General features: G+C 47.4%; 24 protein-coding genes and 1 riboswitch. Of the genes, 16 read left to right on the top strand and 8 right to left on the bottom strand.

Going from position 1 to position 24,184, the window contains the following annotated elements; genetic code table 11:
- The first annotated feature begins 24 nt into the window (after positions 1 to 24).
- From AC1DXC_RS25615 to AC1DXC_RS25575, 9 genes are all read left to right on the top strand, one after another.
- Positions 25 to 627 carry a hypothetical protein gene (locus AC1DXC_RS25615; protein WP_477462024.1) on the top strand — a complete coding sequence of 201 codons (603 nt, stop codon included), beginning with the start codon at positions 25 to 27 and terminating at the stop codon, positions 625 to 627.
- Positions 628 to 826: 199 nt separating this feature from the next.
- Positions 827 to 1,399, top strand: coding sequence for a hypothetical protein (locus AC1DXC_RS25610; RefSeq protein ID WP_477462023.1), 573 nt, complete (start codon positions 827 to 829; stop codon positions 1,397 to 1,399).
- A gap of 234 nt (positions 1,400 to 1,633) precedes the next feature.
- Positions 1,634 to 2,200, top strand: a complete 567-nt coding sequence (locus AC1DXC_RS25605) for an outer membrane beta-barrel protein (protein WP_477462022.1) — start codon at positions 1,634 to 1,636, stop codon at positions 2,198 to 2,200.
- A 195-nt stretch (positions 2,201 to 2,395) separates the two neighbouring features.
- Complete coding sequence (locus tag AC1DXC_RS25600) at positions 2,396 to 3,829, top strand: sigma-54-dependent transcriptional regulator (RefSeq protein WP_477462021.1); 1,434 nt, start codon at positions 2,396 to 2,398, stop codon at positions 3,827 to 3,829.
- A 7-nt stretch (positions 3,830 to 3,836) separates the two neighbouring features.
- A complete protein-coding gene (locus AC1DXC_RS25595) occupies positions 3,837 to 4,052 on the top strand; it encodes a hypothetical protein (RefSeq protein WP_477462020.1) in 216 nt (71 codons plus the stop codon).
- 76 nt (positions 4,053 to 4,128) lie between these two features.
- Positions 4,129 to 5,172, top strand: a complete 1,044-nt coding sequence (locus AC1DXC_RS25590) for an AI-2E family transporter (RefSeq protein WP_477462019.1) — start codon at positions 4,129 to 4,131, stop codon at positions 5,170 to 5,172.
- 116 nt (positions 5,173 to 5,288) lie between these two features.
- A complete protein-coding gene (locus tag AC1DXC_RS25585; RefSeq protein WP_477462018.1) occupies positions 5,289 to 5,555 on the top strand; it encodes a YtxH domain-containing protein in 267 nt (88 codons plus the stop codon).
- 48 nt (positions 5,556 to 5,603) lie between these two features.
- The gene (locus tag AC1DXC_RS25580) at positions 5,604 to 5,942 is read left to right on the top strand and encodes a phage holin family protein (RefSeq protein ID WP_477462017.1); all 339 of its coding nucleotides are present in this window, start codon (positions 5,604 to 5,606) and stop codon (positions 5,940 to 5,942) included.
- A gap of 3 nt (positions 5,943 to 5,945) precedes the next feature.
- The gene (locus tag AC1DXC_RS25575) at positions 5,946 to 6,374 is read left to right on the top strand and encodes a hypothetical protein (protein ID WP_477462016.1); all 429 of its coding nucleotides are present in this window, start codon (positions 5,946 to 5,948) and stop codon (positions 6,372 to 6,374) included.
- Between the two features lie 89 nt (positions 6,375 to 6,463).
- On the opposite strand, the gene AC1DXC_RS25570 is transcribed toward AC1DXC_RS25575, so the two are convergent.
- On the bottom strand, positions 6,464 to 6,946 hold the full coding sequence (locus tag AC1DXC_RS25570; RefSeq protein WP_477462015.1) for a hypothetical protein: 483 nt from the start codon (positions 6,944 to 6,946) through the stop codon (positions 6,464 to 6,466).
- 29 nt (positions 6,947 to 6,975) lie between these two features.
- Positions 6,976 to 7,188, bottom strand: a complete 213-nt coding sequence (locus tag AC1DXC_RS25565) for a hypothetical protein (RefSeq protein ID WP_477462014.1) — start codon at positions 7,186 to 7,188, stop codon at positions 6,976 to 6,978.
- Positions 7,189 to 7,750: 562 nt separating this feature from the next.
- Between AC1DXC_RS25565 and AC1DXC_RS25560 the strand changes: the two genes are divergently transcribed.
- Positions 7,751 to 9,040, top strand: a complete 1,290-nt coding sequence (locus tag AC1DXC_RS25560) for an HAD-IB family phosphatase (RefSeq protein WP_477462013.1) — start codon at positions 7,751 to 7,753, stop codon at positions 9,038 to 9,040.
- A 172-nt stretch (positions 9,041 to 9,212) separates the two neighbouring features.
- Here the strand turns inward: AC1DXC_RS25560 and AC1DXC_RS25555 are convergent, their stop codons facing one another.
- Together AC1DXC_RS25555 and AC1DXC_RS25550 are read right to left on the bottom strand one after the other, a co-directional pair.
- Entirely contained in the window at positions 9,213 to 9,680 is a 468-nt protein-coding gene (locus AC1DXC_RS25555; RefSeq protein ID WP_477462012.1) for a universal stress protein, read from the bottom strand.
- A gap of 56 nt (positions 9,681 to 9,736) precedes the next feature.
- Complete coding sequence (locus tag AC1DXC_RS25550; protein ID WP_477462011.1) at positions 9,737 to 11,074, bottom strand: voltage-gated chloride channel family protein; 1,338 nt, start codon at positions 11,072 to 11,074, stop codon at positions 9,737 to 9,739.
- A gap of 27 nt (positions 11,075 to 11,101) precedes the next feature.
- Positions 11,102 to 11,166, bottom strand: a riboswitch (Fluoride riboswitch).
- Between the two features lie 239 nt (positions 11,167 to 11,405).
- Here AC1DXC_RS25550 and AC1DXC_RS25545 point away from each other — a divergent pair.
- Positions 11,406 to 12,359, top strand: coding sequence for a tryptophan 2,3-dioxygenase family protein (locus AC1DXC_RS25545; RefSeq protein WP_477462010.1), 954 nt, complete (start codon positions 11,406 to 11,408; stop codon positions 12,357 to 12,359).
- Positions 12,360 to 12,670: 311 nt separating this feature from the next.
- Here the strand turns inward: AC1DXC_RS25545 and AC1DXC_RS25540 are convergent, their stop codons facing one another.
- Entirely contained in the window at positions 12,671 to 13,129 is a 459-nt protein-coding gene (locus tag AC1DXC_RS25540; protein ID WP_477462009.1) for a hypothetical protein, read from the bottom strand.
- A 105-nt stretch (positions 13,130 to 13,234) separates the two neighbouring features.
- On the opposite strand from AC1DXC_RS25540, the gene AC1DXC_RS25535 reads away from it, so the two are divergent.
- The gene (locus AC1DXC_RS25535) at positions 13,235 to 14,299 is read left to right on the top strand and encodes a branched-chain amino acid aminotransferase (RefSeq protein ID WP_477462008.1); all 1,065 of its coding nucleotides are present in this window, start codon (positions 13,235 to 13,237) and stop codon (positions 14,297 to 14,299) included.
- A gap of 210 nt (positions 14,300 to 14,509) precedes the next feature.
- On the opposite strand, the gene AC1DXC_RS25530 is transcribed toward AC1DXC_RS25535, so the two are convergent.
- Complete coding sequence (locus AC1DXC_RS25530; RefSeq protein ID WP_477462007.1) at positions 14,510 to 15,256, bottom strand: class I SAM-dependent methyltransferase; 747 nt, start codon at positions 15,254 to 15,256, stop codon at positions 14,510 to 14,512.
- Positions 15,256 to 15,789, bottom strand: coding sequence for a serine acetyltransferase (locus tag AC1DXC_RS25525; protein ID WP_477462006.1), 534 nt, complete (start codon positions 15,787 to 15,789; stop codon positions 15,256 to 15,258). Before AC1DXC_RS25525 ends, AC1DXC_RS25530 begins: the two co-directional genes overlap by 1 nt.
- Positions 15,790 to 15,902: 113 nt before the next feature.
- Between AC1DXC_RS25525 and AC1DXC_RS25520 the strand changes: the two genes are divergently transcribed.
- From AC1DXC_RS25520 to AC1DXC_RS25510, 3 genes are all read left to right on the top strand, one after another.
- Positions 15,903 to 17,177: a glycosyltransferase family 4 protein gene (locus AC1DXC_RS25520; protein ID WP_477462005.1), complete on the top strand. Its 1,275-nt coding sequence runs from the start codon at positions 15,903 to 15,905 to the stop codon at positions 17,175 to 17,177.
- Positions 17,174 to 17,923, top strand: a complete 750-nt coding sequence (locus AC1DXC_RS25515; protein ID WP_477462004.1) for a glycosyltransferase family 2 protein — start codon at positions 17,174 to 17,176, stop codon at positions 17,921 to 17,923. The genes AC1DXC_RS25520 and AC1DXC_RS25515 overlap by 4 nt, the downstream gene beginning before the upstream one ends.
- Positions 17,924 to 18,129: 206 nt before the next feature.
- Entirely contained in the window at positions 18,130 to 18,591 is a 462-nt protein-coding gene (locus AC1DXC_RS25510) for a ferritin-like domain-containing protein (RefSeq protein ID WP_477462003.1), read from the top strand.
- A 105-nt stretch (positions 18,592 to 18,696) separates the two neighbouring features.
- On the opposite strand, the gene AC1DXC_RS25505 is transcribed toward AC1DXC_RS25510, so the two are convergent.
- Positions 18,697 to 20,355: a M28 family metallopeptidase gene (locus AC1DXC_RS25505; protein WP_477462002.1), complete on the bottom strand. Its 1,659-nt coding sequence runs from the start codon at positions 20,353 to 20,355 to the stop codon at positions 18,697 to 18,699.
- Between the two features lie 393 nt (positions 20,356 to 20,748).
- Between AC1DXC_RS25505 and ileS the strand changes: the two genes are divergently transcribed.
- Complete coding sequence (gene ileS, locus AC1DXC_RS25500) at positions 20,749 to 24,183, top strand: isoleucine--tRNA ligase (protein WP_477462037.1); 3,435 nt, start codon at positions 20,749 to 20,751, stop codon at positions 24,181 to 24,183.
- The last annotated feature ends 1 nt before the right edge of the window (position 24,184 follow it).

Raw genomic sequence — 24,184 nt, 5'->3', positions numbered from 1 at the left:
ACAAGCATTTAAAATTTACATATCATGAAAAACGCATTCAAAATCACAACAATCGCTTTAGCTTTCGTTGGCCTTTCATTCGCCGCAAAAGCACAAACAGCAACAACAACTTCTACCACTACTACTAAAAGCGGCATACGCTACAGCATCGGTGTTGATGCTGGCATCCCAACGGGTAATTTCAAAGATGCTTACAAATGGAACCTGGGCGGCTCGGTACAGGCAGACATCCCCGTGGCTAGCCAGTTATTCGTAACCGTTAACGCAGGCTACAACAATGTATTCGGCAAAACCATCACCGGAGTAGTCGGCGGTCCGTCTTCTACTGTCGAAGTACCAAACCTGCAGTTACTGCCTGTTAAAGCCGGTTTAAAATTCTTCCCGGTTGCCAACTTCTACATCCAGGGCGAAGCCGGTGCGGCGTTCCTGTTGAACAAATCAGATTTCTTCGATGATAAATCGGTAGCATTTGTTTACGCACCACAGATAGGCGTGCAGTTCCCGGTTAGCGCAAGCGGCAACTTTATAGATGCAGGCGTACGTTACGAAGGCACCACCAAATACAGCAGTGCATTCGATAACAGCAAAGTAAACTTTGTTGGCGTGCGTGTAGCTTACGGTTTCTAATTATCGCCCTACATTTACCAAAACCACCGAAAAACAAGCAAACAGGGGGAAGCCAGAACGGTTTCCCCCTGTTTGTTTTAAGTTTGCCGCTTTCCTAACAATTATGTTACAAAGCCACGCTACTAAATCTTTGTTTTAAGCGTTGTAACATCTGATGCAATTATGGCGTAATACCCATATTAACAAACCTTAGCCACACATGAAAAAACTCTTTACCATTATTGTATTAACCTCACTGGCCGTTGCTGCCAAAGCACAAAGCAGCAGTACCACCGTAAGCGGCACCCGTTACAGCATTGGCATAGATGCGGGCATCCCTGCGGGCCACCTTAACCAGGCTTATACCAAGGTGCTCGGCGGCTCGTTGCAGGCAGATATCCCGCTCAACAAGCAAATTTTTATTACGCTTAATGCAGGCTACCTCAATATGTTCGGGCATACTTACAGCGTGGCCCAATTGGCGGGCGCACCAACCTTTACCAGCAGCGATGTGCACCTGCTGCCCCTAAAAGCCGGGCTCAAATTCTTCCCGGTGGCGCATCTTTACTTCCAGGGCGAAGCAGGCGCTATGCTTTTGCTGAATAAATCGGCTTATTTCAATGATAAATCGGTAGCCTTTGCTTATGCTCCGCAGGTTGGCATACAATTGCCCATCGGCGGCGGCGATGTTATAGATGCCGGCCTCCGATACGAAAAGACAACTCAATACAGCCCCGGCCCCAATGGCAGCACCATACAGTTTTGGGCGCTGCGTGTGGCTTACGGCTTTTAAGAACTTACCCTATATCTACACTTGTTTTAATTAAAAACGGAGGCTGGCTGGCTTCCGTTTTTTTTTGCCGGGCCGCAAAATCAGGTGCCCTTTGTTGCGAAACGCCGCGTACCCACGTAATTATCAAAAGCCGCCGCCTAAACCCGGCTTATGTATGCCCGCAAAACTTAACAAAACCATAACTCCAGCTTAAAATGCTATTAGGCAAATTACGCATCACCTTAAAACATCCATATGAAAATCATCACCACTATCGCTTTTATCCTGCTGGCTTTTGCAGCCAAAGCCCAAACTACCGGTGCCACCAAAACACGATTCACTATCGGCATTGATGCCGGCATTGCAACCGCAGGCATCAAAGAAACCAACTCGGTGATGCTGGGCGCCTCATTGCAGGCAGGCATCCCCATCGTAAAGGAGCTGCAGTTTACCATCGGCGCGGGCTTCCAAAACTATTTTGGCAAAACGCTTGGCTTGAATTTGCAGGATGCCCCCTCCAGCTACAAAACGCCGGCCGTACAAATCGTTCCTCTCAAAGCCGGGCTTAAGTACTTTTTAGAACCTAACTTCTACATCCAAGGCGAAGCGGGTGCAGCATTCTTGCTGAACAAATCTGCCTACTCCGGCGGTAAATCGGTAGCTTTTACTTACGTGCCACAAATTGGGTTGCTATGCCCGGTTAGCTCAAACGGTAATTTCATCGATATAGGCATACGTTATGAGGCTACGAGCAAATTCAACGCAGATTACGAAAACAGCAAAGTGAATCTGTTAGGGCTGAGGGTAGCGTATGGGTTTTAAAGGTTGAAAAACATAGCAGCAGGTACTGCATAACGAGTTGATTTATCGCCAATATTATTTGCGTTAGATTTTTTGGGTAGATGCCGGGTGCTTATCCCGATTTTTTTGTCCAACTTTAATTAATTAGTAATTTTTAGCAAAAAATTGTACCTTAACATCGTTCTATTATACTACCTGTAAACTGTTATGGCCAATATGAAGAAGATTCTCATCATAGATGACGAGGTGAATGTTGGGCTTTTGCTTTCTAAGTTCTTAACGCGCAATGGCTTCGAAGTTGATACTGCCACCAACGGCAGCAGCGGGATGGAGTGCCTCAAAAATAAAGCTTACAACCTGGTGCTTTGCGACTTTAGGCTGGAGGATACCGACGGGCGCGAAATGCTCAAAAACATCAAATCGTTATACCCCAAAACCGGCGTAATTATCATCACCGGCTACTCGGATATAAAAATGGCGGTAGAGCTCATTAAAATGGGTGCCTACGATTACATAACCAAACCCCTCTACCCGGACGAAATTTTGACCACCATTTCCAAAGCGATAGAAACGCAGTACGCCCTGCTGGAGATGGATAACGATTACACCAGCAACGGTAAACCGCAGAAAGAGGGCAAGAAACAAGTGCTTTCGGGCGAGTTTGTAGCCGGCACCAGCCGCGCATCCAAAGAATTGCTAAGGCAAATAGAGTTGGTTGCGCCAACCAATTACAGCGTAATTATACTGGGCGAAAGCGGCACGGGCAAAGAATCGGTAGCCCAAAGCATACACCTTAACAGCCCCCGCGCCAATCAGCCGTTTATAGCGATGGATTGCGGGTCGCTCACCAAAGAACTGGCCGCAAGCGAGTTCTTCGGGCACGAGAAAGGGTCGTTCACCGGCGCGTTCGCTACCAAGATAGGCCACTTTGAAATGGCTAACGGCGGCACCCTGTTTTTAGATGAAGTGGGCAACCTCTCTTACGAGATACAGGCCGCCTTACTGCGTACCGTGCAGGAGCGCAAAGTAAAACGCATAGGCAGCACCAAAGAGATAGACCTTGATGTGCGTATCATTATAGCCACTAACGAAAATCTGCAGGAAGGTATTGCGAAGGGCCGTTTCCGCGAGGACTTGTACCATCGTTTCAACGAATTCAGTATTTACATGCCGCCGCTACGCGATAGGGGTAACGATATCATTATGCTGGCCGCGCATTTCCTCAAAATTGCCAACCAGGAGCTCGGCCGCAACGTGAGCACATTTTCGCCCGAGGTTTACGAGTGCTTCATGAATTACCGCTGGCCGGGCAACATCCGCGAACTGAAGAATGTAGTACGTCGCGCCACCTTGCTTACGGAGGGTACCGAAATAGGCCTCAAAAGCCTGCCGCTGGAGATATCGAACTTTAGGGTTACCGCTTACGAGGCGCCCGCAGGTAATAACTATGGCAGTGCACCGGCGGCACCGGTTGCCGATACACGCGAGGCTGCCAGGCACGACCTGAAGAACGCCGCCCTTGGTGCCGAGCACGAAACCATTTTAAAGGTGCTGCGCGAGGTGAACTTCAACAAAACAAAGGCGGCGGAGATTTTGAATATCGATCGTAAAACGCTTTACAATAAAATGAAGGCTATCAATTTAAAATAAAAACGTTATGGCAAGCAGCAACAGCAGTATGCCCGATGCCGAAGCTCTTTTAGCACTGAAGCACGATATCAAGAACCAGCTATCCAATATCCATTTGGCTATTGAGGGCCTGCGGTACGAGGTAGAGGACCTTGATGGCGATACGGCACTTTATGTGGATAGCATGCTCGCCTCCGCCCAAAAGATAGACCGCCTGCTTGATATTATACCACCTGCTAAATAATCACAAATAAGCCCTGCGCCGATAAACTTTTTCGCCTGCCCGTTGTTAACCATCCAAACTAAGGCTTTTCACAAGCATGTCCATCTTTAACTATAAGCAGCGTAACAACATCGTACTGGTAAGCATTATAGTGCTTGGCTGTTTTTTGCTGTACGCGCTAAGCGAGTTGTTCAGCTCTATATTGGGTGCAATAGTGCTGTTTACCATCTTCCGCCCGTTTTATTTGTGGATGGTGGATAAGAAAAACCTTAACGGCACCTTCGCGGCGCTCATCATCATCTTTATTTCGCTTATCGTTATCGTGATTCCGTTCCTGTCGCTCAGTATCATGGTGATAGGTAAAATAGGCAGCATCAATAAAGATGCCCTGCCCATTGATAAATGGACGGCCAAGATAGATGCCTTTACCGGCGCCAACTTAAACCAGCCCCACTTTGCCGAAGATACCTTGCAAAAACTGGGTGCTTACGGGGCCGATTTGTTCCCATCGCTACTGGGCAGCGCGGCAAGCATCATCATTACCCTATTGGTAATGTACTTTTTAATGTATTTTATGTTTACGCAGATGGCTGCCTTCGAGAGCGGCTTGCTCAAGTACGCGCCCTTCCGCGAGCAGCATGCCCTTAAATTTGCCCAGGCCCTGCGCGATTCTACCTACTCAAACGTGTTGGGCCAGGGCATCATTGCCATAACGCAGGGCGTGCTTTTGGCCATGGGTTTTTATGCCTTCGAGATACCCGATGCCATCTTTTGGGGGGTGATAGGCGTATTCCTGTCGTTTTTGCCAGTGGTGGGCGCGCCAACCATGTGCATACCGGCAAGCATCATATTTTTTGCCAACGGGCAAAACCTTAAAGGGGTATTACTGCTGGCCTACGGCCTGCTGTTTATAGGCAATGTAGATAATGTGCTGCGGGTTATCATCAACAAAAGGGTAGGCAATACGCACCCTATTATCTCGGTTATCGGTGTGTTTATCGGCCTGCCGCTTTTTGGCATACTTGGGCTTGTTTTCGGGCCTGTTTTGCTATCATATTTCTTATTATTGCTGGAGATTTACGAGACTAACCGCCTGGCTGCCGATAGGCTGGAACGCATACGCATCGGGCCGGACACGTAACAATATGGCGGTTTTGAACGTTAATGATTATATTGTAAAAAATACGCCTAAGGCAACCGCCTCAAATAAATTTAGTAATTAATAAAACAAATATTCAACTTATAAATTAATACAGTATGAACGATAACACAAAAGTAGTTGTCGCGTTGCTTGCAGGATTAGCGGCAGGTGCGGCACTTGGAATTTTATTTGCACCCGAAAGAGGAACCGAAACACGCGACAAGCTTTCAGATTCATTGAAGAACCTTGGCGACACCATCAAAGAAACAGCTTCTAACGAACTCGACAGGATTTTAAGTTTAAAAGACACCGTTGTGGAGAACATTAAAAGCAAAGTAAAATCGGCCGAGGAAGAATACCAGGACGATTTGGAGCACGCATAAATTTTACCGTTTGCGGGTTAATGTAGGCCCCCAATTTTTTTCCGATATATGGAACAACAAAAAGAGACAGCCCGCCCAATAATTGACCAGGCAACAGAGTATGTTGAAACACGCGTAAAACTCTTAAAATTAGAGGTAATAGAACGCAGCACAGCTGTAGCAGCCAACGTTGTTGTGGAGCTGGTTGTGGTTATATTCTTCCTGCTTACATTTTTGTTCGCCAGCTTTACTTTAGCCTTGTTCCTTGGCGATGTGTTCCATTCTTACTGGAAGGGCTTTGGCTCGGTTGCAATACTTTACATGTTGCTGGCTATAGTTTTACTCGTTGCCAAAAAACCCATTGAGCGGCCTATTGTTAACATACTGGTAAGGAAGCTATTTAAATAAGATATGGATATCCTGATACAAAACGCAAACGACCTTAAGTTAGAGATAGCGAGGTTAAAAAACCTGGAGGTTGAGCAGGCCGTAGCGTTAAAGTTGCGTTTCGCCAGCCCCGCGGCAATTTTTTCTACAGCGATGTCGCTGTTTCCCAAATCGCCAACGGTTGATGGGGTAAAGAACGAAAGCTTCTTCAGCCAGGATTTCGTAGGCCTGCTATCGCGCATCGTGCTGCCCTTAACGCTCAACAAAACATTGTTCAGGCATTCCAATTTCCTGGTAAAAACCATGGTGGGTATCCTGTCGCAAAAGGCATCGCACTACATCAGCGAAGATTCCGTACAAGGTGTTTGGGGCAAAGCCAAAGCGCTGTTTGCCAAATTCACCCAAAAAAAGGCTGAAGAAAAAGCTCCGGTACCCGCTTACGCTAAACCATAAGAAGATTGGCCCCGTTGCGAAACAGGTGCTTAAAGGGATAGGCTTGCAAAGGCTTATCCCTTTTATAATAAAGGCCGGTTTCAGCAGTGCTATTCCTTTAAGGTAAAATCGCTTAGGGCTATGCTGGTTATGATATCAGGCCACATCTCAATCGATCTTTTACCCGGCATAACCGGTATCACCGATGTCGCTACCCAACGCCTTTGTTTCATCAAATTCATCATGGCCATGTAATCCAATTGCTTCGCAAAAGGATTAGAGATGGTTAGCCGCATCTGGTTGTGTACCTTGCCTTCGTAATCCTGCTCAAAAATAATCGTCAGCGTTTTTTCTTTATTGATAATTGCCGGCACCGCTTTAAAGTTCGCCAGCTTATTGCCAACAACATCTGCCTCAATATATAAGATTTCTCCCACGAAAGTCTGCACTACCCCTTCCTTTGGGAAGTAGGTGGATTCGGGGATGTCGGCCTGATAAAAATTGGCACTGTCTACAAAAAGTTTTAAGGTAAAGGCGGGCCGATGATAACCATCGGTTTGCGCGCTACTTACTTTACATAGTAAAACCAGCAATAATGCAAGGGTGTATTTATCATGTATTATCAATTGATTGATGCCTGTGCATCTTTCTCGCGTTTCCACCGCGCGCCCAAGCTTATGGTTGCAATAAACGCCCCGCAGGCCAAACCACCCGAAAAGCCCTTAACGAAATCGGCAATTTTGCTACCATTGAAATACGGCGTAAAATTGGTAATGATGAACGCTATGGTTGCTATGATGGTAATCGAAAGCGCTATATAGAATTTCTTCTTCATTGGTCAATATTTTAGATGCTATTGCTTACCGGGCATGCCGGTGTTGTAAATGTTATAAAAATAACTTAAAAGTTAGTATCCGTTGACAAAGCGGACCAAATAAAAAAAGTGCCTCACTGCTACCTCATCCCGACGATGCGGCTTACCCAGCCTTAATAACTTTACAGAAAACCGCAATTGATTATACCATCAACACGGTATTGCCAGCTTTATTGCCCGAGCTATCTTTGATAAGAAACCAATGCTGCCTGCGGGTAATCATAAATAGCGCAGTGCCTGTTGATGATAAAGCGGCGAGTTCGGGCGGTGGTGGATCTGGGGCACTGAAAAGTGGATTTGCTCCGCCCGGCTCTGTCGGCTTCGAAATTGTGCAAGCCTTAAAATATTACAAATTCAACCCAAACCTATAGCAGCCGGTCAAATGCCGGCTGTTTATTCTTCTTACTGCTGCCGTTGTGAGCTTAGGGGCCACACATGTTGTTAACTCTCCTGTTGTTTAAAATTCCAGGGATGCTGTTCTGCCAAAAATGTGCACATTTGCAGCAGCAATTTGTACCCTTACATGGATCAGTATTTTATCATAGATTTCGATAGCACCTTTACACAGGTTGAAGCCTTAGACGAACTTGCCCGTATCTCCCTCAAGAACCATCCCGATAGGGAAGCCATCTACAAGCAGATAGAAGACCTTACCAATGCTTCTATGGAGGGCCGACTCTCGTTTACCGAGAGCCTGCAAGCCCGGGTAAAGTTGCTTTGCGCCAACCGCGACCATCTTAAGATGCTGATTACCCACCTCAAGAAGAAGGTATCGGTATCCTTTTCGCGCAACACGGCCTTCTTCAAAAACCACCAGGAAGAAGTGCTCATCGTATCGGGCGGCTTTAAGGAGTTCATCATCCCGGTGGTTACCGAATACCACATCAAAAAAGAGAATATCTATGCCAATACCTTCGTGTTCGATGAGGAGGGCAACATCATAGGTTATGACCGCAGCAACCCGCTTTCGCAAGAGGGCGGCAAGGTGAAGTTGTTGAAAGAGCTTAACCTGCCGGGCGAAATATTCGGCATAGGAGATGGGTACTCCGATTTCCAGCTGAAGGAATCGGGCATGATCAAGAAATTCTTTGCCTTTACAGAAAATATCGAACGCAAGTCCGTAGCCGAAAAGGCCGACCATATTACCCCCAGCTTTGATGAGTTCCTGTACATCAACAAATTGCCGAGGGCGATATCGTACCCCAAAAACCGCATCAAATGCCTGGTTGTTGGCGATATTGACGATGAAGCGCTTGGCCAGATGAAACGCGAGGGTTACAACCTACGCCACAAAGACACCATAGAAGTGAAATACCTGGAAGAAGCCGGCGTATTGTTTTGCGATGAAGCCAACCAGCCCACGCCCGAGCAGATACAGAATGCCGGTCGCCTGAAAGTAATAGGCTGCTTCGGTAGGATAGGCCGCAAGCTGTCAGAAGCGGCCTGCAATGCCGGTATCATCATCTTCGACGACCCTAAAGATAACCCCCGAAATTCGGATTTTATCCCCAAAAGGGTTATTGCGTTCATGAACGAGGGCCGCACGCACATGAGCTGTAACTTCCCTGATCTGCAGCCACCGCGCAACAACAACGCCCACCGCCTCATACACATCCACAAGAACGTACCCGGAATACTGGCCAAAATAAACGAAGTGTTTGCCCGCCACAACATCAACATCGTAGGCGAGTTTTTGGTAACCAACAGCCAGATAGGCTACGTAATTACCGATGTAAACACCGGCTACGAAGCCGGCGTACTAAACGAACTTAAGGCTATAGAAAACACGATAAAGTTTAGGCTGCTGTATTAACTAACTGCGTCATTGCGAGGAACGAAGACAACCGACCAAAGGGAGCTCATTGATACCTTAAACAAAAAATTAAAGCATCAATAATCTCCCGATAAGCAGAGCAGCCTTGCAAGTTCGATTTGCAACCTTAGAGATTGCTTCGTGCCTCAATGACGCGTGGAGAAAGCTTTTGCTATGAACTAAACGGTACCACCAGCACCGGTACTTCGGCGTGGCGCACTACGCTTTCGGCTACGCTGCCCATCAACAGGCGGTCTATGCCGCTTCGGCTGTGCGTGCCTATCACGATAAGGTCGGCCTTGAACTCTTCGCTGCAATGCAGTATGCCATCGGCGGTAGAGCCATATTCGTTGAAGTGGGTAACCTGCAAATCACCGGCGTATTTTTGTATGGTGCGGTTCACCAGGCTTTCGCCGATATTTTCCTGTAGATTGAGCATTTCTACCTCGTTAACGCCTGCATCGGCAAAGGGCATACCGGTAATACTATCGTTGGTGGTGATAGGCGATATCATAGGCTCTACGATGTGCACCAGCCCAACATGTGCATCAAATTTTTTGGCGAGGCTAAAGCCATAGGCGGCGGCGTTTTCGGCAAATTTGCTGTCGTCTATCCCGATGAGTATCCTGCTGATCTGCATGGTATGATGTATTGGTTCTCTACTATAACAATACTGGCGCGATAAGTTTTTGTGCTTTAAAATTTATACCTGTTGAGCATACGGCGCAGGTAACGCGGCTTTGCGCTTAGTTGCGCGTGCTGCTTGTTGCTGGCGATGCGCTGAGCCGGGTAAATGCCGCCTTCGCCGCTAAAAAGGTAGGCTGTAAAGCAGGCAATGGCAAAACACAAAGCGTAATGGCCGCCAAAAAGTTCTATACCCATTAGCGTACAGGCGATCGGGGTGTTGGTTGCCCCGGCAAATACCGCTATAAAACCAAGCGCGGCAAAAAGCCCAACGGGAGCGTTCATCAGGTCGGCTAGCGTGTTGCCCAGGGTGGCTCCTATATAAAATAAGGGCGTAACCTCGCCCCCTTTAAAGCCGGTGCCTAAGGTGATGGCTGTGTAAATAAGCTTCCACAGCCAGCTGAAAACAGTTGCCCCGCCGTGCTGGAATGCCGATACGATGGTTACGGCACCAGGATGCTCGGCCGCTACCCCCAGGCTTAAATAATCGGGCCGGCCAAGCAGATAAGTAAGGCCGATGATGATTAACCCACCCAAAACAGGGATAAGCCAGGTGGTTTTTACCAATTTAAGGGAAATATTTTTTACCAGATGCGTAGCCTGCGCAAACGCCATACTTGCCACACCGAACACGATGGCTGCGGCTGCTACTTTGGCAAGCAAAAACAAGCTTAGTGGCAAATGCAGGCCATAAATAACCTGGCCGGTATCTACGATATCTACATGGTAAGCAGTGTGCTTTATGCCCCAGGCCGCAACGGTAAGATCGCCCACGAGGCCCGCTACCAGGCAGGGGAAAAGGAGCTTGTAATCAATACGGCTAACGGCTATCACCTCCAGCGCAAAGACGGTGCCCGTTAAAGGCGTGCCGAAAACGGCGCCGAAACCGGCAGCTACCCCTGCGGTGAGTATAGTTTTTTTATCGGCTTCATCCAACTTAAACCAGCCTGCAAAAAGGTTGGCTAAACTGCCGCCTATTTGCACCGCCGTACCCTCGCGCCCTGCCGAGCCGCCAAATAAGTGGGTAATAATTGTGGTGACTAATATAAGTGGTGCCATGCGTTTGGGCACGCCCGCGCCGGGCTGGTGTATCTCATCGATAATAAGGTTATTGCCCCGCTCTGCCGATTGCCCGTACCATTTGTACATGAAATGGATGGCCACACCCGCCAGCGGCAGCAGGAATAACATCCAGGCATGCCCAAACCTGAATTGGATGGCCCAATTGAGCAGCCATAAAAACAGGGCCACCATGCTGCCTATAGAAATAGCTACAGGTGTTACCATTGCCACCCAACGGGCGATATATTTTAAGAGATTTAAAAGATTTGAAGAGATTTTTTTGAACATAGCCTACATGCAAATAAATATACAAATATTTGAGTAGGCGCCATCAGCTTTGCAGCGGTTCAATTAGGCGGAGCACCATCGCCTTTGATAAGCAAATATATCATTATTTCGGATGCGGGATTTGAGATTTCGGATTTATTTTAGGACGATTCCTTTCAATACGAAACTTGCCGGGTTACTTATGACCCTTGGTATTTTAAAGATATGAGTGATATTATAGGAGATAGGATAGCTAGAGTGGACGCTATAGCGCACTATAAAGATTGAAAGGGAGCGCCTTTCTTTAATCTCATGTCTCACATCTCATATCTAAAATCTAACTTTGTCCCTAATGAGCATCTCTCCGGAAATAGAAAACAAAATAGCGCTTCTGCAAGAAAAGTACGAAGCCATGGGGCAGGATATGAGCAGCTACCTGGATGGCTTGCTGCACGCCGATTTCCTTACCTATTGGGACTATATCCATCTGGATACGTTGCTGAGCCTGCAAAGCCCTAAAACACCCTTCCCCGATGAGGAAATCTTCATCATGTACCACCAGATTACGGAGCTTTATTTTAAGCTGAGCCTGCACGAGTGCAAGCAAATTGCCGCCGCACAACCCCTTACTACGGAGTTTTTTACCGCGCGGGTGCAGCGCATCAACCGGTACTTTGAGGCATTGACCAATTCCTTTGAGATAATGGTTGATGGGATGGAGAAGGAGCAGTTCCTGCAATTCCGGATGTCGTTGCTACCGGCAAGTGGTTTCCAGAGCGGGCAGTACCGCATGATAGAGATTTACGCTACCGATTTCATCAACCTGGTAGCCAAGGACCAGCGCGAGCAATTGCGCACCGCATCCATCGAAGAGCAATTCGAGCAGATCTACTGGAAATTCGGCGCTACGGAACTGTCTACCGGCAAAAAAACGCTTACGCTGAAGCAGTTCGAGAAGAAATATGCCAAAACATTCATAGAGCTGGCCAAAAGCGTTACGGCTACTAATTTCTATAATTTATACAAACAGCTAATCGCTAAAGGCGATAACACCATGGTCCTTGCCGAGCAGCTGAGGCAACTGGATATCAACGTAAACGTAAACTGGCCGCTATCGCACTATAAATCTGCTGTGCGCTACCTACACCGCGAACCTGAGGAAATACGCGCCACCGGCGGCACTAATTGGCAAAAGTATCTGCCTCCGCGTTTCCAAAAAAGGGTTTTCTACCCTTCGCTATGGTCGGCAGAGGAATTGGAAAACTGGGGTAAAGGCTGGGTTGAGAAAGTAGTGAGCGGGTTATAGGCCGGTGGTATCCGAAATACTTGATAAACGGCATGCTGGAATTTTTTCAGCATCCCATCATAAAAGTCGCCACTGTGCTAAGTCACTTTGCATGTCTATCTCCACCGCGTCATTGCGAGGTACGAAGCAATCTCCCGATAGGACAGGCAACCATGCAAGGCGGTCATACTTAGCGTAGAGATTGTTGATATTTTAATTTTTCTTTAAAGTATCAATGAGCTCCCTTTGGTCGGTTGTCTTCGTGCAATGACGCGGGAGTAAGGTGGTTTGCGACAAAGAATAACGGTATCCAACGTTTCGAAACGCTAAGTTTAATTCGCAGTCAGCATGCTATATTCCTTCATCCGGTCTGCTATCAGCTTCTCCAGCTCTGCAAAACCCTCGAATTTATTCATCACGAAGAGCGATTTTTTAGATGGGAACTTGTTGATGAGGTAAATGCCCCGCTTGGCTGGTTTTACCTGGCTGATGTTCTCGAACGCGATGGCAACATCGGGTTGGTTAAGGCCGTGCAGCGTAATCTTGTCATCGTCTACCATCAGTTTAGTGCTGTCCACGCCCGAAAAGTATTTCCTGCGGCCATAAAAAAAGCCGGTTACCAGTAAAATAATGATGATAGCGAATATAGATACGTCTGTTATCTCTCCGCTTCGGTAAAGCAGATTATATGCAAAAATGCAAACAATGGCAGCGTACGCGCCCAATATAGTAAGAGTCCACACTTTTTTTAGTTTGGTGCGGCCTTCGGTAGTCAATTCGTATTTGGACATAGAATTTAGGATTTAAGCTTACTAAGATAACTTTATATAATATAAAAAGTAAAAAGTGCAACGAAAAATTTTTAACTTGCCATTTTTCGATTAATACGTACCGTCATGACCGACACATTAGACTTCAAACTTACAAAAACAGCGCACTCGCGGTTGCAGGAAACCGATTTTGACAATCTTCCCTTTGGGCGCACCTTCTCCGACCACATGTTTGTGGCCGATTACGCAGATGGCGAATGGAAAAATTTCGAGATTTTGCCTTACGGCCCAATTGCCATGAGCCCGGCTATTTCGTCGCTGCACTATGGCCAATCGTTTTTTGAAGGGATTAAAGCTTACAAGCATGCCGATGGTACGGTCAGCATTTTCCGCCCAGATAAAAACGCAATCCGTTTCAACAAATCGGCCGAGCGCCTTTGCATGCCAACTCTGCCCGAAGATATATTCATACAAAGCATCGCCGCCGTGGTAGATTTGGATCGCGAGTGGATACCTACCAAAGCCAACCATGCGCTTTACATCAGGCCGTTCATGTTCGCTACCGACCCATATCTGGGCGTTACGCCATCTGCTACTTATAAATATGTAGTTATAGTTGGCCCCGTTGGCCCGTACTTTTCAAAGGCGCTGCGCGTAAAGATAGAAACGCATTACACCCGCGCCGCCGAAGGTGGTATGGGTTATGCCAAAGCAGCCGGTAACTACGGCGCATCTATGCTGCCCGGCCGCAAAGCTGCCGAAGAAGGTTTCGACCAGTTGATATGGACCGATGCTAAAGAGCATGCCTACATAGAAGAAATGGGCGCCGCTAACGCGATGTTCCTGTTAGACGGCACGCTGATAACTGCCGAGGCAAAAGACACCATTTTGGATGGCGTAACCCGCGATACCGTTATTGCGCTGGCTAAAGAGTGGGGTATCCCTGTGGAGGAGCGCAAGGTTTCTGTTGCAGAAATAATAGAAGGTGCCAAAAGCGGCAAACTTACCGATGCATTTGGCGCAGGCACTGCAGCTACCATTGCCCCGGTAGGCTCTTTCAGCTACAACGGCGAAGAATACTTCCTTAGCGACCCAAAAACCAGGGTGTTCTCTAACCGCGTATTCGATACGCTGGATGCCATCAAATACGGCCGTGTTGCCGATACGCACGGCTGGAATTATATCGTTTAAATTATAGTTTAAGATAACAGAAGCCCTGCAAGAGATTGCGGGGCTTTTTTAGGCGTAAATACCTGAACACCACGTCTTCTCACCACATCGTCATTGCGAGGAACGAAGCAATCTCCCGATTAGCAGAGCGACTTGCAAAGTGGCCTGTCCTGCATAGAGATTGCTTCGTTCCTCGCAATGACGTGGTGGAGATTTATGTATAGCGCACTCCTACAATTCCCCCTTTACCACAATATACGGCGATAAGGCTTTGCTCTCGATGGGAATCACTTTGGTAAAAACCTTACCTGCCACCCAAATGGTTTTCATCAGCAGCTTGGCAACCGCTTTCTGTTCAGATTTATTCTCCAGCCATACTGTGAATTTACCATGATAGTAAGCCTCCACGTTTTTTAGCCCTAAAGCCTCGCAACTACTTTTTAGCAGGGCGAGGTCCATACTGTTGATGTTATGTTTATCGTAATTTTCTTTATCGAAGTTGCGCTGCAGCCAGCCGTTTACGCTTTTGAAATTGGGCAGGGTGATGAACAGCGTGCCGCCGGGCTTCAGGAATTTAAGGTGCTCGCCAATAATGAATTTAGTATCGTTGAAATGCTCTATCAGCCCGAAGGAAAGCACCATGTCGTACTTCTCGGCAGGTTGGTAAGTAAACAGGTCGGCTTCGATGATGCCGATGTCGCCCGCCTTCAGGTCGTTTACTTCGAGTAATTGGTTCACCAGGCCCGGGTGGATAAAATAATCGAGCAGGGTGGTTTTCAGCCCTTTATATTTTTTGAGGTAAATAGCGTAATAGCCCGGGAAACCGCCAAGTTCGATACCTGTTTTAGCGCCCTTTTCGGCAATTAGCTTGCCCAATATATCGCCGAAAACGTAGTTGGGCTTCAGTTTAAAGATAAGCCCGATCCTCGATTCCCAAAACGATTTCCAGAAGGCCCTGTCGGTTAAGTTATTGTCCATTAAATATCGTTTGTTGGGGTTATGCCCTCCATTTTCTTTTCCAGTACCCGCGCGGGGTTACCTACTGCTATGCTGTTTGCGGGGATGCTTTTTACCACTACCGCACCGGCGCCAATTACTACATTATCGCCGATTGTAATATCGCCAATGATGCACACGTTGGGGCCTATATCTACATTATTGCCTATCTGCGGGCAGCGGCTATGCGTGCCATCCGCCAGTTTTTTGTGGCCTATGGTAACACCGTTGCGCAGCACGCAACCTTCGCCAATGATGGTGGCGTAGTTAACTACAAGCCCCTGCCCATGGTAAAACACCAGGTTTTTGCCTGCCTTAAGCTTGCGCGGCAGTTCGATGCCGAGGCTCCATTCCACAAAAAAGCGGTAAAACATGAGGTAGGGGAAAAAGATAATCTTCAGCAGCATGTAGCGGTTGATAGCATTCACCATGCGGAACATCGGGAGCACCAGCCGCGCTTTGATATTGCCCCGGTTGGCCCCCCAATCCTGGAATAAATACGCGAAAAAATTCATGCCTTGCTGCTTAATTTTGCTGTAATGCCCCTTGCTGATGAAAGTGGAGCGTTCAAAAGTAAAATTTTTAATTTTAGTATCATTATACTTGCCGCGATAATTGACGTTGCCGAATGAAGGTTGCCCTCATAAATACATCTGATGCCGGCGGCGGCGCTGCCGAAGCCTGCATGCGCCTGCTGAAAGCTTTGCAATTGCAGCAGGTGGATGCAACTATGGTGGTGCAGCACAAAAACCGCAACGAGCTGGCCGTATATTCGGTGGAGAAAACCAAATTAGATAAGCTCCACTCTAACTTCGATTTTTTTTACGAGCGGCTGCCTTTTATCGCCTTTAAGGCCAAGGAAAGGAGCGTGCGCTTCGCTTTCTCAACCGCCAATGCTGGTACAGATATCAGCACCGAACCGGTAATACAGGATGCCGATATCCTGCATATCCACTGGACGAACTCCGGCTTTCTTTCTATTGCCGACCTTGATAAACTCATCAAACTAAATAAACCCATCGTGTGGACGCTGCACGATATGTGGATGTTTACCGGCGGCTGCCATTACGCAGGCGATTGCAACCACTTTGAGTTGGAATGCGGCAATTGCTATTTTTTACGGAACCCTAAGCCTAAGGATATATCGCATACAGGCTGGCAGCGCAAAAGCAAAATGCTGGCCGATGCTAAAAATATCTCCTTCGTTACCTGCAGCAACTGGCTCGGCCAGGTGGCCAAAACAAGCACGTTGCTTAAGAACGCCAGCATACAAGCAATCCCCAACCCGATAGATACCGAGTTGTTTTCCCCACGGAAGATGGACGATGCGCGCAAGAAATGGGGTATATCCGCATCTAAAAAAATCATCCTGTTTGGCGCGGCCAACATTGCCGATAGGCGCAAAGGGCTGGCTTACCTGGTTGAGGCCCTTGGTTATCTCAAAAACTATCCCGGCACGGAAAATATTGAGATGGTGATTTTCGGCAAGAACAAGCGCTTCGATACCGCTACGCTGCCTTTCCCGGTGCATGCCCTGGATATCATCAAATCGCCGGGCGATTTGGCCGAGATATACAGCCTGGCAGATGTATTCGTGCTGCCATCTATCGAGGACAACCTCCCCAATACTATTATGGAAGCCATGAGCTGCGGTACGCCGGTGGTGGCATTTGATACAGGCGGCATCCCCGATATGGTAGACCATCAGCAAAACGGTTATCTGGCAGCGTTCAAATCATCGGCAGATTTGGCCGCTGGCATCCATCACGTGCTGGCCGCTGCCGACCCTGCTATACTATCAAATGCGGCCCGCCAAAAAGTGCTGCGCGATTTCAATAACCAAAAAGTTGCCGGGCAATACATCGGCCTCTACCAATCGCTGCTGAAAGGGGCAAAGCCATGAAGCCAACGCTATCCGTAATCACCGTTGTTTACAATAACGTAGCCGATATAGGCCGTACACTGTTATCGGTTTTAAACCAAACCTATAAGCAGATAGAATACATTGTTGTAGATGGCGGCTCTACAGACGGCACACTGGAAATCATTAATACTTATAACAACCGCATAGCCAAACTGGTTACCGAACCCGATAAGGGCATTTATGATGCCATGAACAAGGGCCTCGCCCTGGCCACCGGCGATTACGTTATCTTCATGAACTCAGGCGATGAGTTTTACGCCAACAATACCGTCGGGAAGGTTTTTGCTGCCGCCGATGGCGCAGATATTTACTACGGCGAAACCGAAATGGTAAACGCCCAACGCCAAAGCCTCGGCCGTCGCAGGCACCAGGCACCTGCCAAATTCAACTGGCGCAGCTTTAAATACGGCATGAGCGTGAGCCACCAGGCTATTTACATCCGCAGGGCGCTGGCTGAGCCTTACGACCCGGCTTACCAACTAAGCGCCGATATCGACTGGATAATCCGCGCGGCAAAAAAGGCCAAAAAGATAGTGCGGGTTGATGGTTATGTAGCCAAGTACCTGGTAGGCGGCATGTCTAAAGCCAAACACCGCCAAAGCCTGGAAGAGCGCTTTGCCATTATGCGCAAACATTACGGCCTGCTGCCAACCGTGTTCAATCACCTGGTTATCGCTTTTAATTTAGGTACCTACTGGCTTAGGCACAAACGAACTAATGATTAGCGGGTGCGGTAAAATACCATACAACCTGTCCTAACCGGCCTGGTTCCGGCACCCTTTTTCTCCTTAAAACCCCAATAGATTTAATTTTTTTTTCTCGCTATAGCCATAGGGGACTCAACCCCTATTTTGATAATTTTTTTAATTACAAATTAATTAACGGCATGGTGCTTGCATATATCCTATCAAACAAATAATAAAACATTACCATGGAAACTACCACCGAAAAATCAATCGAAGTACTAAACGACCTGATAGAAATCAACAACGATCGTATTGACGGTTTTACCCGCGCGGCCAAAGATTTGGGCGAAGGCGATGCGGATTTGAAGACACTATTCGGCAAATTTGCTTCAGATAGCCGCCAGAATGTGCAGGAATTAAGCGCAGCAGTTGGCGAGGCTGGCGGCGAGTTGGAAACCGGCAATACCGTTGCAGGGACCATACACCGTGCCTGGATTGACGTAAAAGCCACCTTTAGCGGCCACGACCGCAAAGCCATCCTGGCCGAGTGCGAACGCGGCGAAGATGCCATCAAAAGAGCGTACCGCGATGCTTTAAGCGAAGATAACGGTTTATCACAGGAGCAGGCTTCGCTGATAGCTAATCAACAACAAGAAATCAATTTAGGCCACGATAGCATCAAAGCCTTAAGGGATGCTCAGGTGTAACCTGATAATCCATTACCCGGGCGTAATCCTGACAGTACCGCCCAAATGCAAAAAGCCGCTTCCTATAAAAATGGAGCGGCTTTTTCTTTAATGACTTATACAGATTTACTGCGCCATAGATTTATCCCTTATTGCCTTAAACTCCGAGCCTGCCTTCCAGCCGGGGAAGGTGGTTTCGTTGCCCAGTTTAACGCCAATCTGATACATCAGATCGGCTGTTTGGGCCATGCCGAGGGTGTTCATGCTGTCGCTATACTCATCTGATGGCTGGTGATAATGGTTATCGTTATAATCCTTGGCTTGTTCCAGTCCGTAGGCTTCGCCTTTGTCTATAGAGGTTGCGCCGTTGTGCAAATCCAGCGCTGGTACGCCAACCTTGGCAAAATTGAAATGATCCGACCGGTAGTAGCTGCCCGAGCCCGGTTTTTCGTCGCCCTTAACGCCCCAGCCGTTTGGCTTGGTGAGCGCAATTACGTAATCGTCCAAATCGTTCTGGCCTTTGCCGGTGATAGAAAAATCGCTGGTTTCGCCAAAGGCCGAGAGTGCATCTATATTGAGGTTCGCCACCGTTTTATTCAGCGGATAAACGGGATGTGTGCCATAATATTCAGAACCCAGCAGGCCCTGCTCCTCGGCAGTAACCGCCAGGAAAACAATGGAACGCTTCGGTTTATCTTTTGCCTGCGTAAACTTTTTGGCTACTGCCAATATCGCCGCAACACCGCTGGCATTATCTATAGCACCATTGTAAATACTATCGCCTTTTGCATCGGGCTTGCCTTTGCCGAAGTGATCCCAATGGGCAGTGTAAAGTATGTATTCGCCCGGTGCGGTGCTGCCTTTTAGGGTGGCAATTACGTTGTGCGATGTGGAGTACTTCAGTTTATTTTTTAAGGATATCGATACCGAGCTATTCAGCGGTACTGCTTTAAAATCCTTTTTGCGGGCGTAGGTGCGCATATCTTCGGTAATGCCCGCTCCGGCAAGCAGTTTTTTGGCGGCATCTTCGCTTAGCCATCCCTCTACCTTGCAGCGGTTCATGTGCTTATCTGCCTGGGTAAGGTACAGTTTAGATCCCGTGAAGCTGTTTTGTATCACCTGCCAGCCGTAGCTTGCGGGCTCGGTTTGGTGCACAATGAGCACCCCTGCGGCACCCTGGCGGGCCGCCTCTTCGTACTTATAGGTCCAGCGCCCGTAGTAGGTCATGGTGTCGCCTTTGAATAACCTTTCTGGGGCTTTAAAGCCCGGGTCGTTTACCAAAACCACTACGGTTTTGCCTTTTACGTCCAACCCTTTATAATCGTTCCAGTTATACTCGGGCGCAACCACGCCAAAGCCGACAAAAACCAGCGGCGAGTTTTTTAAATCTATAGCGGGCAGTTCCTGGCGGGTTGCGGCTACGAAATCCACGGCCATTTTGCCGTCCAGCGGCGTTTTGCCGGTAATTTGCATAGTAGGTTCGGCGGCGGCGCCAATCTCTACCATGGGCACATCCTGGTAGTAACTGCCGTTGTTGCCCGGTTCCAGTCCCAGTTTTTTGAATTGGCCCGAGATGTAGGCGATGGTTTTATCTTCCCCTACAGTAAAAGGCTTGCGCCCCAGCAGCGAATCATTCGCCAAAACGGCGATATGATGTTTGATATCGGCTGCCAGCGCGGTATCGGCAGTTGTGGTGGCGGTTTGCTTTTTTTCGTTGGAGCTACAGCCGACAATTGCGGCGGCGATGCCGGTTAGGGCCAATAAATTCCGGAGTTTAGTTTTCATAGAGAGCTTATTGAAAACCAAATATAGGAAACAGCCGCGATGTTTGGTTATTTTACAGCAATGTGCCAATCAGAGAAGTGAGCACAAAAATTGAAGAGTTTTTTACCACAAAGCGCACAAAGTAAAAATCACGAAGGGCACAAAGCCTATAAAGTTTATGATTGGGCTAATGTATTACAGAGCTATACGCATCTCCGTAAAAAAACCTACTCCCTCTGGTGGTAAAAATGCTCGACTGAAAGCTTTGTGTTTCTTTGTGAAAACCTTTGTGGCCTTTGTGTTAAAAAATAGCCACCCCGTCGTAATTTTGCCCATCCATTTCCCTCCTTTTCTCCTTTTTTAAGATAAAATTGCGTATTTTTGCAACCTTTAAAATTCGACGCGAACATATTGATGTACAAGGAATATAAGCAGTTAGATCTGTCGCAAACAGGGAAGGATATACTGGAGTTCTGGCAGCAGAACGGCATATTTGAAAAGAGCATAAGCAGCAGGCCGGCAAGCAAGCCGTACACGTTTTACGAAGGCCCGCCAAGCGCAAACGGGATGCCCGGCATCCACCACGTCATGGGGCGCTCTATTAAAGATATTTTTTGCCGTTACAAAACGCTGAAGGGCTACCAGGTTAAACGCAAAGGCGGATGGGATACCCATGGCCTGCCGATAGAACTTGCCGTAGAAAAATCGCTTGGCATTACTAAGGATGATATCGGTAAAAAGATCTCCGTAAAAGAGTATAACGACGCCTGCCGCAAGGAGGTAATGCGCTATACCGATGTATGGAACGACCTCACCGAAAAAATGGGCTACTGGGTAGACCTGGAGAACCCTTACGTTACTTACGAAAACGAATACATCGAGAGCCTTTGGTGGATACTGCAGCAGCTTTACAAAAAAGGCTGGTTGTACAAAGGTTATACCGTTCAGCCCTACTCGCCAAAATCGGGCACGGGGCTTAGCTCGCACGAGCTGAACCAGCCGGGTACCTACAAAATGGTGAAGGACACCACCATCACCGCGCAGTTCGAGGTGAAATGTGATGCTGATTCGGAATTTTTGTTTGAGACGAAAGATTCTAAAGTTTATATCCTTGCTTGGACGACTACCCCATGGACGCTACCGTCTAATTGTGCTTTGGCGGTCGGCGAACAAATCGCATATAGGGCTGTGAAAACTTACAATTCTTACACTGGCAAACCTATCACAATAGTTTTTGCCAATTCGCTTAGCAGCAAGGTGTTAGATAGCAAAAAATATATTGAAGTATTTCATGAGGATGGTTATGCAGATTTTACATTTGGAGCCTCTAAATTAATTCCTTATAAAACAGTTAACTATCCAATTGGAAACCAAGACACAGATTCTAAATGGTTTTTAGGAGAAAAATTAGTTGGTATTCATTACCACCAACTAATGCCGTACGTAACCAACGATGACCTGGAGAAAAACGCATTCCGCGTTATCCCGGCCGATTTTGTGACTACCGAGGATGGTACCGGCATTGTGCATACCGCCTCTGTTTTTGGTGCGGATGACTTTAGGGCATGTAAGGAAAATAATGTGCCATCGGTAATGGTGAAGGACGAGAACGGCAAGGATGTTCCGCTGGTTGATAAGCAGGGCCGCTTTGTGGAAGAAGTTACCGACTACGCCGGCCGCTACGTAAAAGAAGAATATTACAGCGATGCAGAACGTGCCGAAGAAGGTTTTAAACCAACTGACGTTCTCATATCCATCAAACTGAAAGAAGAAAATAAAGCTTTCAACGTACAAAAATACGAGCACAGCTACCCACACTCGTGGCGCAGCGATGAGCCAATATTGTACTACCCGCTAGATAGCTGGTTCATTAAAACCACCGCCGTTAAGGATAAAATGGTGGAGCTAAACAAAACCATCAACTGGAAACCCGAAAGTACCGGTACAGGCCGCTTTGGCAACTGGCTGGAGAATTTGGTGGACTGGAACCTTTCGCGCTCGCGCTACTGGGGTACCCCGCTGCCTATCTGGCGCGAGGAAAACGGCGGCGAAGAAAAATGCATCGGTTCCATAGCTGAGCTGAATGCCGAAATAGAAAAATCTATCGCCGCAGGTTTTATGCCCGCAGGTTTTAAACTGGAAGATATGCACCGCCCGTATGTGGATGATGTGATCTTAACCTCTGCTGCAGGCAATAAAATGCTGCGCGAGCCCGACCTGATAGATGTTTGGTTCGATAGTGGTGCCATGCCTTATGCGCAATGGCATTTCCCTTTCGAAAATAAAGAAGATTTTAAAGCCGCCTACCCGGCAGATTTTATAGCCGAAGGTGTTGACCAAACCCGTGGCTGGTTCTTTACCCTGCATGCCATTGCTGTGATGCTAAGCGAAGCCAGCGACGAGATAAAAGCCGTAAATGCCGAAGTGGGCAACAAGGGCATCTCGTTTAAAAATGTGATCAGCAATGGTTTGGTGCTGGATAAGAACGGCAACAAAATGAGCAAGCGCCTGGGCAATGGTATCGATCCGTTCGAAACCATTAATCAATATGGTGCCGATGCTGCCCGCTGGTATATGATCAGCAATGCTGCGCCATGGGATAACCTGAAGTTTAATATAGAGGGGCTGGACGAGGTTCGCCGCAAGTTCTTTGGTACGCTGTACAATACTTACTCGTTCTTTGTGCTGTACGCCAACATCGATAAGTTCAAATACGAAGAGGCCGAAATAGCAATCAACGACCGCCCGGAGATAGACCGCTGGGTAATCTCGTTATTAAACACTTTGAGCAAAGAGGTTGATGCCTACTATGCCGATTTTGAGCCAACCAAAGCTGCCCGCGCCATACAAGAATTTGTGGATGTGCACTTCAGTAACTGGTTCATCCGCCTGAGCCGCCGCCGTTTCTGGCGGTCGGATAGTACGGAGGATAAGCTATCGGCCTACCAAACGCTTTATACTTGTTTAATTACCATCAGCAAACTGATGGCCCCTATAGCGCCATTTTTTGCCGAGCGTTTATATACCGACCTTAACTCGGTTACCGGTAAAGAGGAATTTGAATCGGTACATCTTGCTTACTTCCCCGAGTATAATGCCGAACTGGTTGATAAAGCTTTGGAAGAACGTATGGGCCTGGCGCAGGATATATCATCATTGGTACTATCGCTCCGTAAAAAAATAGAGATTCCGGTTCGTCGCCCATTAGGCAAAATCTTATTGCCGATATTAGATAAGAATTTTAAGAAGCAGGTAGAGAAGGTGAAAGATCTGATACTATCCGAAACTAATATCAAAAGCATCGAATACATTACCGATACCGAAGGTTTCGTTAAGAAAAAGATCAAACCAAACTTTAAGGCACTTGGTGCTAAAGTGGGTAAGGATATGAAAGATGTTGCCGCCGCTATTAATGCGTTCGGCCAAACGGAAATAGCCAAACTCGAAGCTGAAGGTGCTATCGAAGTGCTTGATGGCAAGTATTCGATACTGGTATCCGACGTGGAAATTATAGCCGAGGACGTCCCTGGCTGGCAAGTTGCAAATTTGGGAAAACTAACCGTGGCTTTAGATGTTACGCTAACCGAAGAATTAAAACAGGAGGGCATATCGAGAGAGTTGGTAAACCGTGTACAGAATCTGCGTAAGTCGAAAGAATTTGAAGTTACCGATAAGATAATCGTCCGAGTGAGCGACCATTCCTACATCAGGGAAGCAGTGAAAAATAATTTATCCTATATTTGCGCCGAAATTTTGGCCGAGAGCCTTGTGCTTGATAGTCAGTTAAATGAAGGCGATAAAGTAGAGATTGATGGAATTGAAATTTTAATAGTTATTAGTAAAAGTTAAC

The organism is Mucilaginibacter sp. P2_D11, from assembly GCF_056404435.1.
Note: the sequence above shows the minus strand (reverse complement) of the source record. Positions and strands in the feature narration are given on the sequence as shown.

Coding starts and splice junctions, on each gene's coding strand:
- AC1DXC_RS25615 (WP_477462024.1), top strand. CDS start 25: ATGAAAAACGCATTCAAAATCACAACAATCGCTTTAGCTTTCGTTGGC.
- AC1DXC_RS25610 (WP_477462023.1), top strand. CDS start 827: ATGAAAAAACTCTTTACCATTATTGTATTAACCTCACTGGCCGTTGCT.
- AC1DXC_RS25605 (WP_477462022.1), top strand. CDS start 1,634: ATGAAAATCATCACCACTATCGCTTTTATCCTGCTGGCTTTTGCAGCC.
- AC1DXC_RS25600 (WP_477462021.1), top strand. CDS start 2,396: ATGAAGAAGATTCTCATCATAGATGACGAGGTGAATGTTGGGCTTTTG.
- AC1DXC_RS25595 (WP_477462020.1), top strand. CDS start 3,837: ATGGCAAGCAGCAACAGCAGTATGCCCGATGCCGAAGCTCTTTTAGCA.
- AC1DXC_RS25590 (WP_477462019.1), top strand. CDS start 4,129: ATGTCCATCTTTAACTATAAGCAGCGTAACAACATCGTACTGGTAAGC.
- AC1DXC_RS25585 (WP_477462018.1), top strand. CDS start 5,289: ATGAACGATAACACAAAAGTAGTTGTCGCGTTGCTTGCAGGATTAGCG.
- AC1DXC_RS25580 (WP_477462017.1), top strand. CDS start 5,604: ATGGAACAACAAAAAGAGACAGCCCGCCCAATAATTGACCAGGCAACA.
- AC1DXC_RS25575 (WP_477462016.1), top strand. CDS start 5,946: ATGGATATCCTGATACAAAACGCAAACGACCTTAAGTTAGAGATAGCG.
- AC1DXC_RS25565 (WP_477462014.1), bottom strand. CDS start 7,188: ATGAAGAAGAAATTCTATATAGCGCTTTCGATTACCATCATAGCAACC.
- AC1DXC_RS25560 (WP_477462013.1), top strand. CDS start 7,751: ATGGATCAGTATTTTATCATAGATTTCGATAGCACCTTTACACAGGTT.
- AC1DXC_RS25555 (WP_477462012.1), bottom strand. CDS start 9,680: ATGCAGATCAGCAGGATACTCATCGGGATAGACGACAGCAAATTTGCC.
- AC1DXC_RS25550 (WP_477462011.1), bottom strand. CDS start 11,074: ATGTTCAAAAAAATCTCTTCAAATCTTTTAAATCTCTTAAAATATATC.
- AC1DXC_RS25545 (WP_477462010.1), top strand. CDS start 11,406: ATGAGCATCTCTCCGGAAATAGAAAACAAAATAGCGCTTCTGCAAGAA.
- AC1DXC_RS25540 (WP_477462009.1), bottom strand. CDS start 13,129: ATGTCCAAATACGAATTGACTACCGAAGGCCGCACCAAACTAAAAAAA.
- AC1DXC_RS25535 (WP_477462008.1), top strand. CDS start 13,235: ATGACCGACACATTAGACTTCAAACTTACAAAAACAGCGCACTCGCGG.
- AC1DXC_RS25530 (WP_477462007.1), bottom strand. CDS start 15,256: ATGGACAATAACTTAACCGACAGGGCCTTCTGGAAATCGTTTTGGGAA.
- AC1DXC_RS25525 (WP_477462006.1), bottom strand. CDS start 15,789: ATGAATTTTTTCGCGTATTTATTCCAGGATTGGGGGGCCAACCGGGGC.
- AC1DXC_RS25520 (WP_477462005.1), top strand. CDS start 15,903: ATGAAGGTTGCCCTCATAAATACATCTGATGCCGGCGGCGGCGCTGCC.
- AC1DXC_RS25515 (WP_477462004.1), top strand. CDS start 17,174: ATGAAGCCAACGCTATCCGTAATCACCGTTGTTTACAATAACGTAGCC.
- AC1DXC_RS25510 (WP_477462003.1), top strand. CDS start 18,130: ATGGAAACTACCACCGAAAAATCAATCGAAGTACTAAACGACCTGATA.
- AC1DXC_RS25505 (WP_477462002.1), bottom strand. CDS start 20,355: ATGAAAACTAAACTCCGGAATTTATTGGCCCTAACCGGCATCGCCGCC.
- ileS (WP_477462037.1), top strand. CDS start 20,749: ATGTACAAGGAATATAAGCAGTTAGATCTGTCGCAAACAGGGAAGGAT.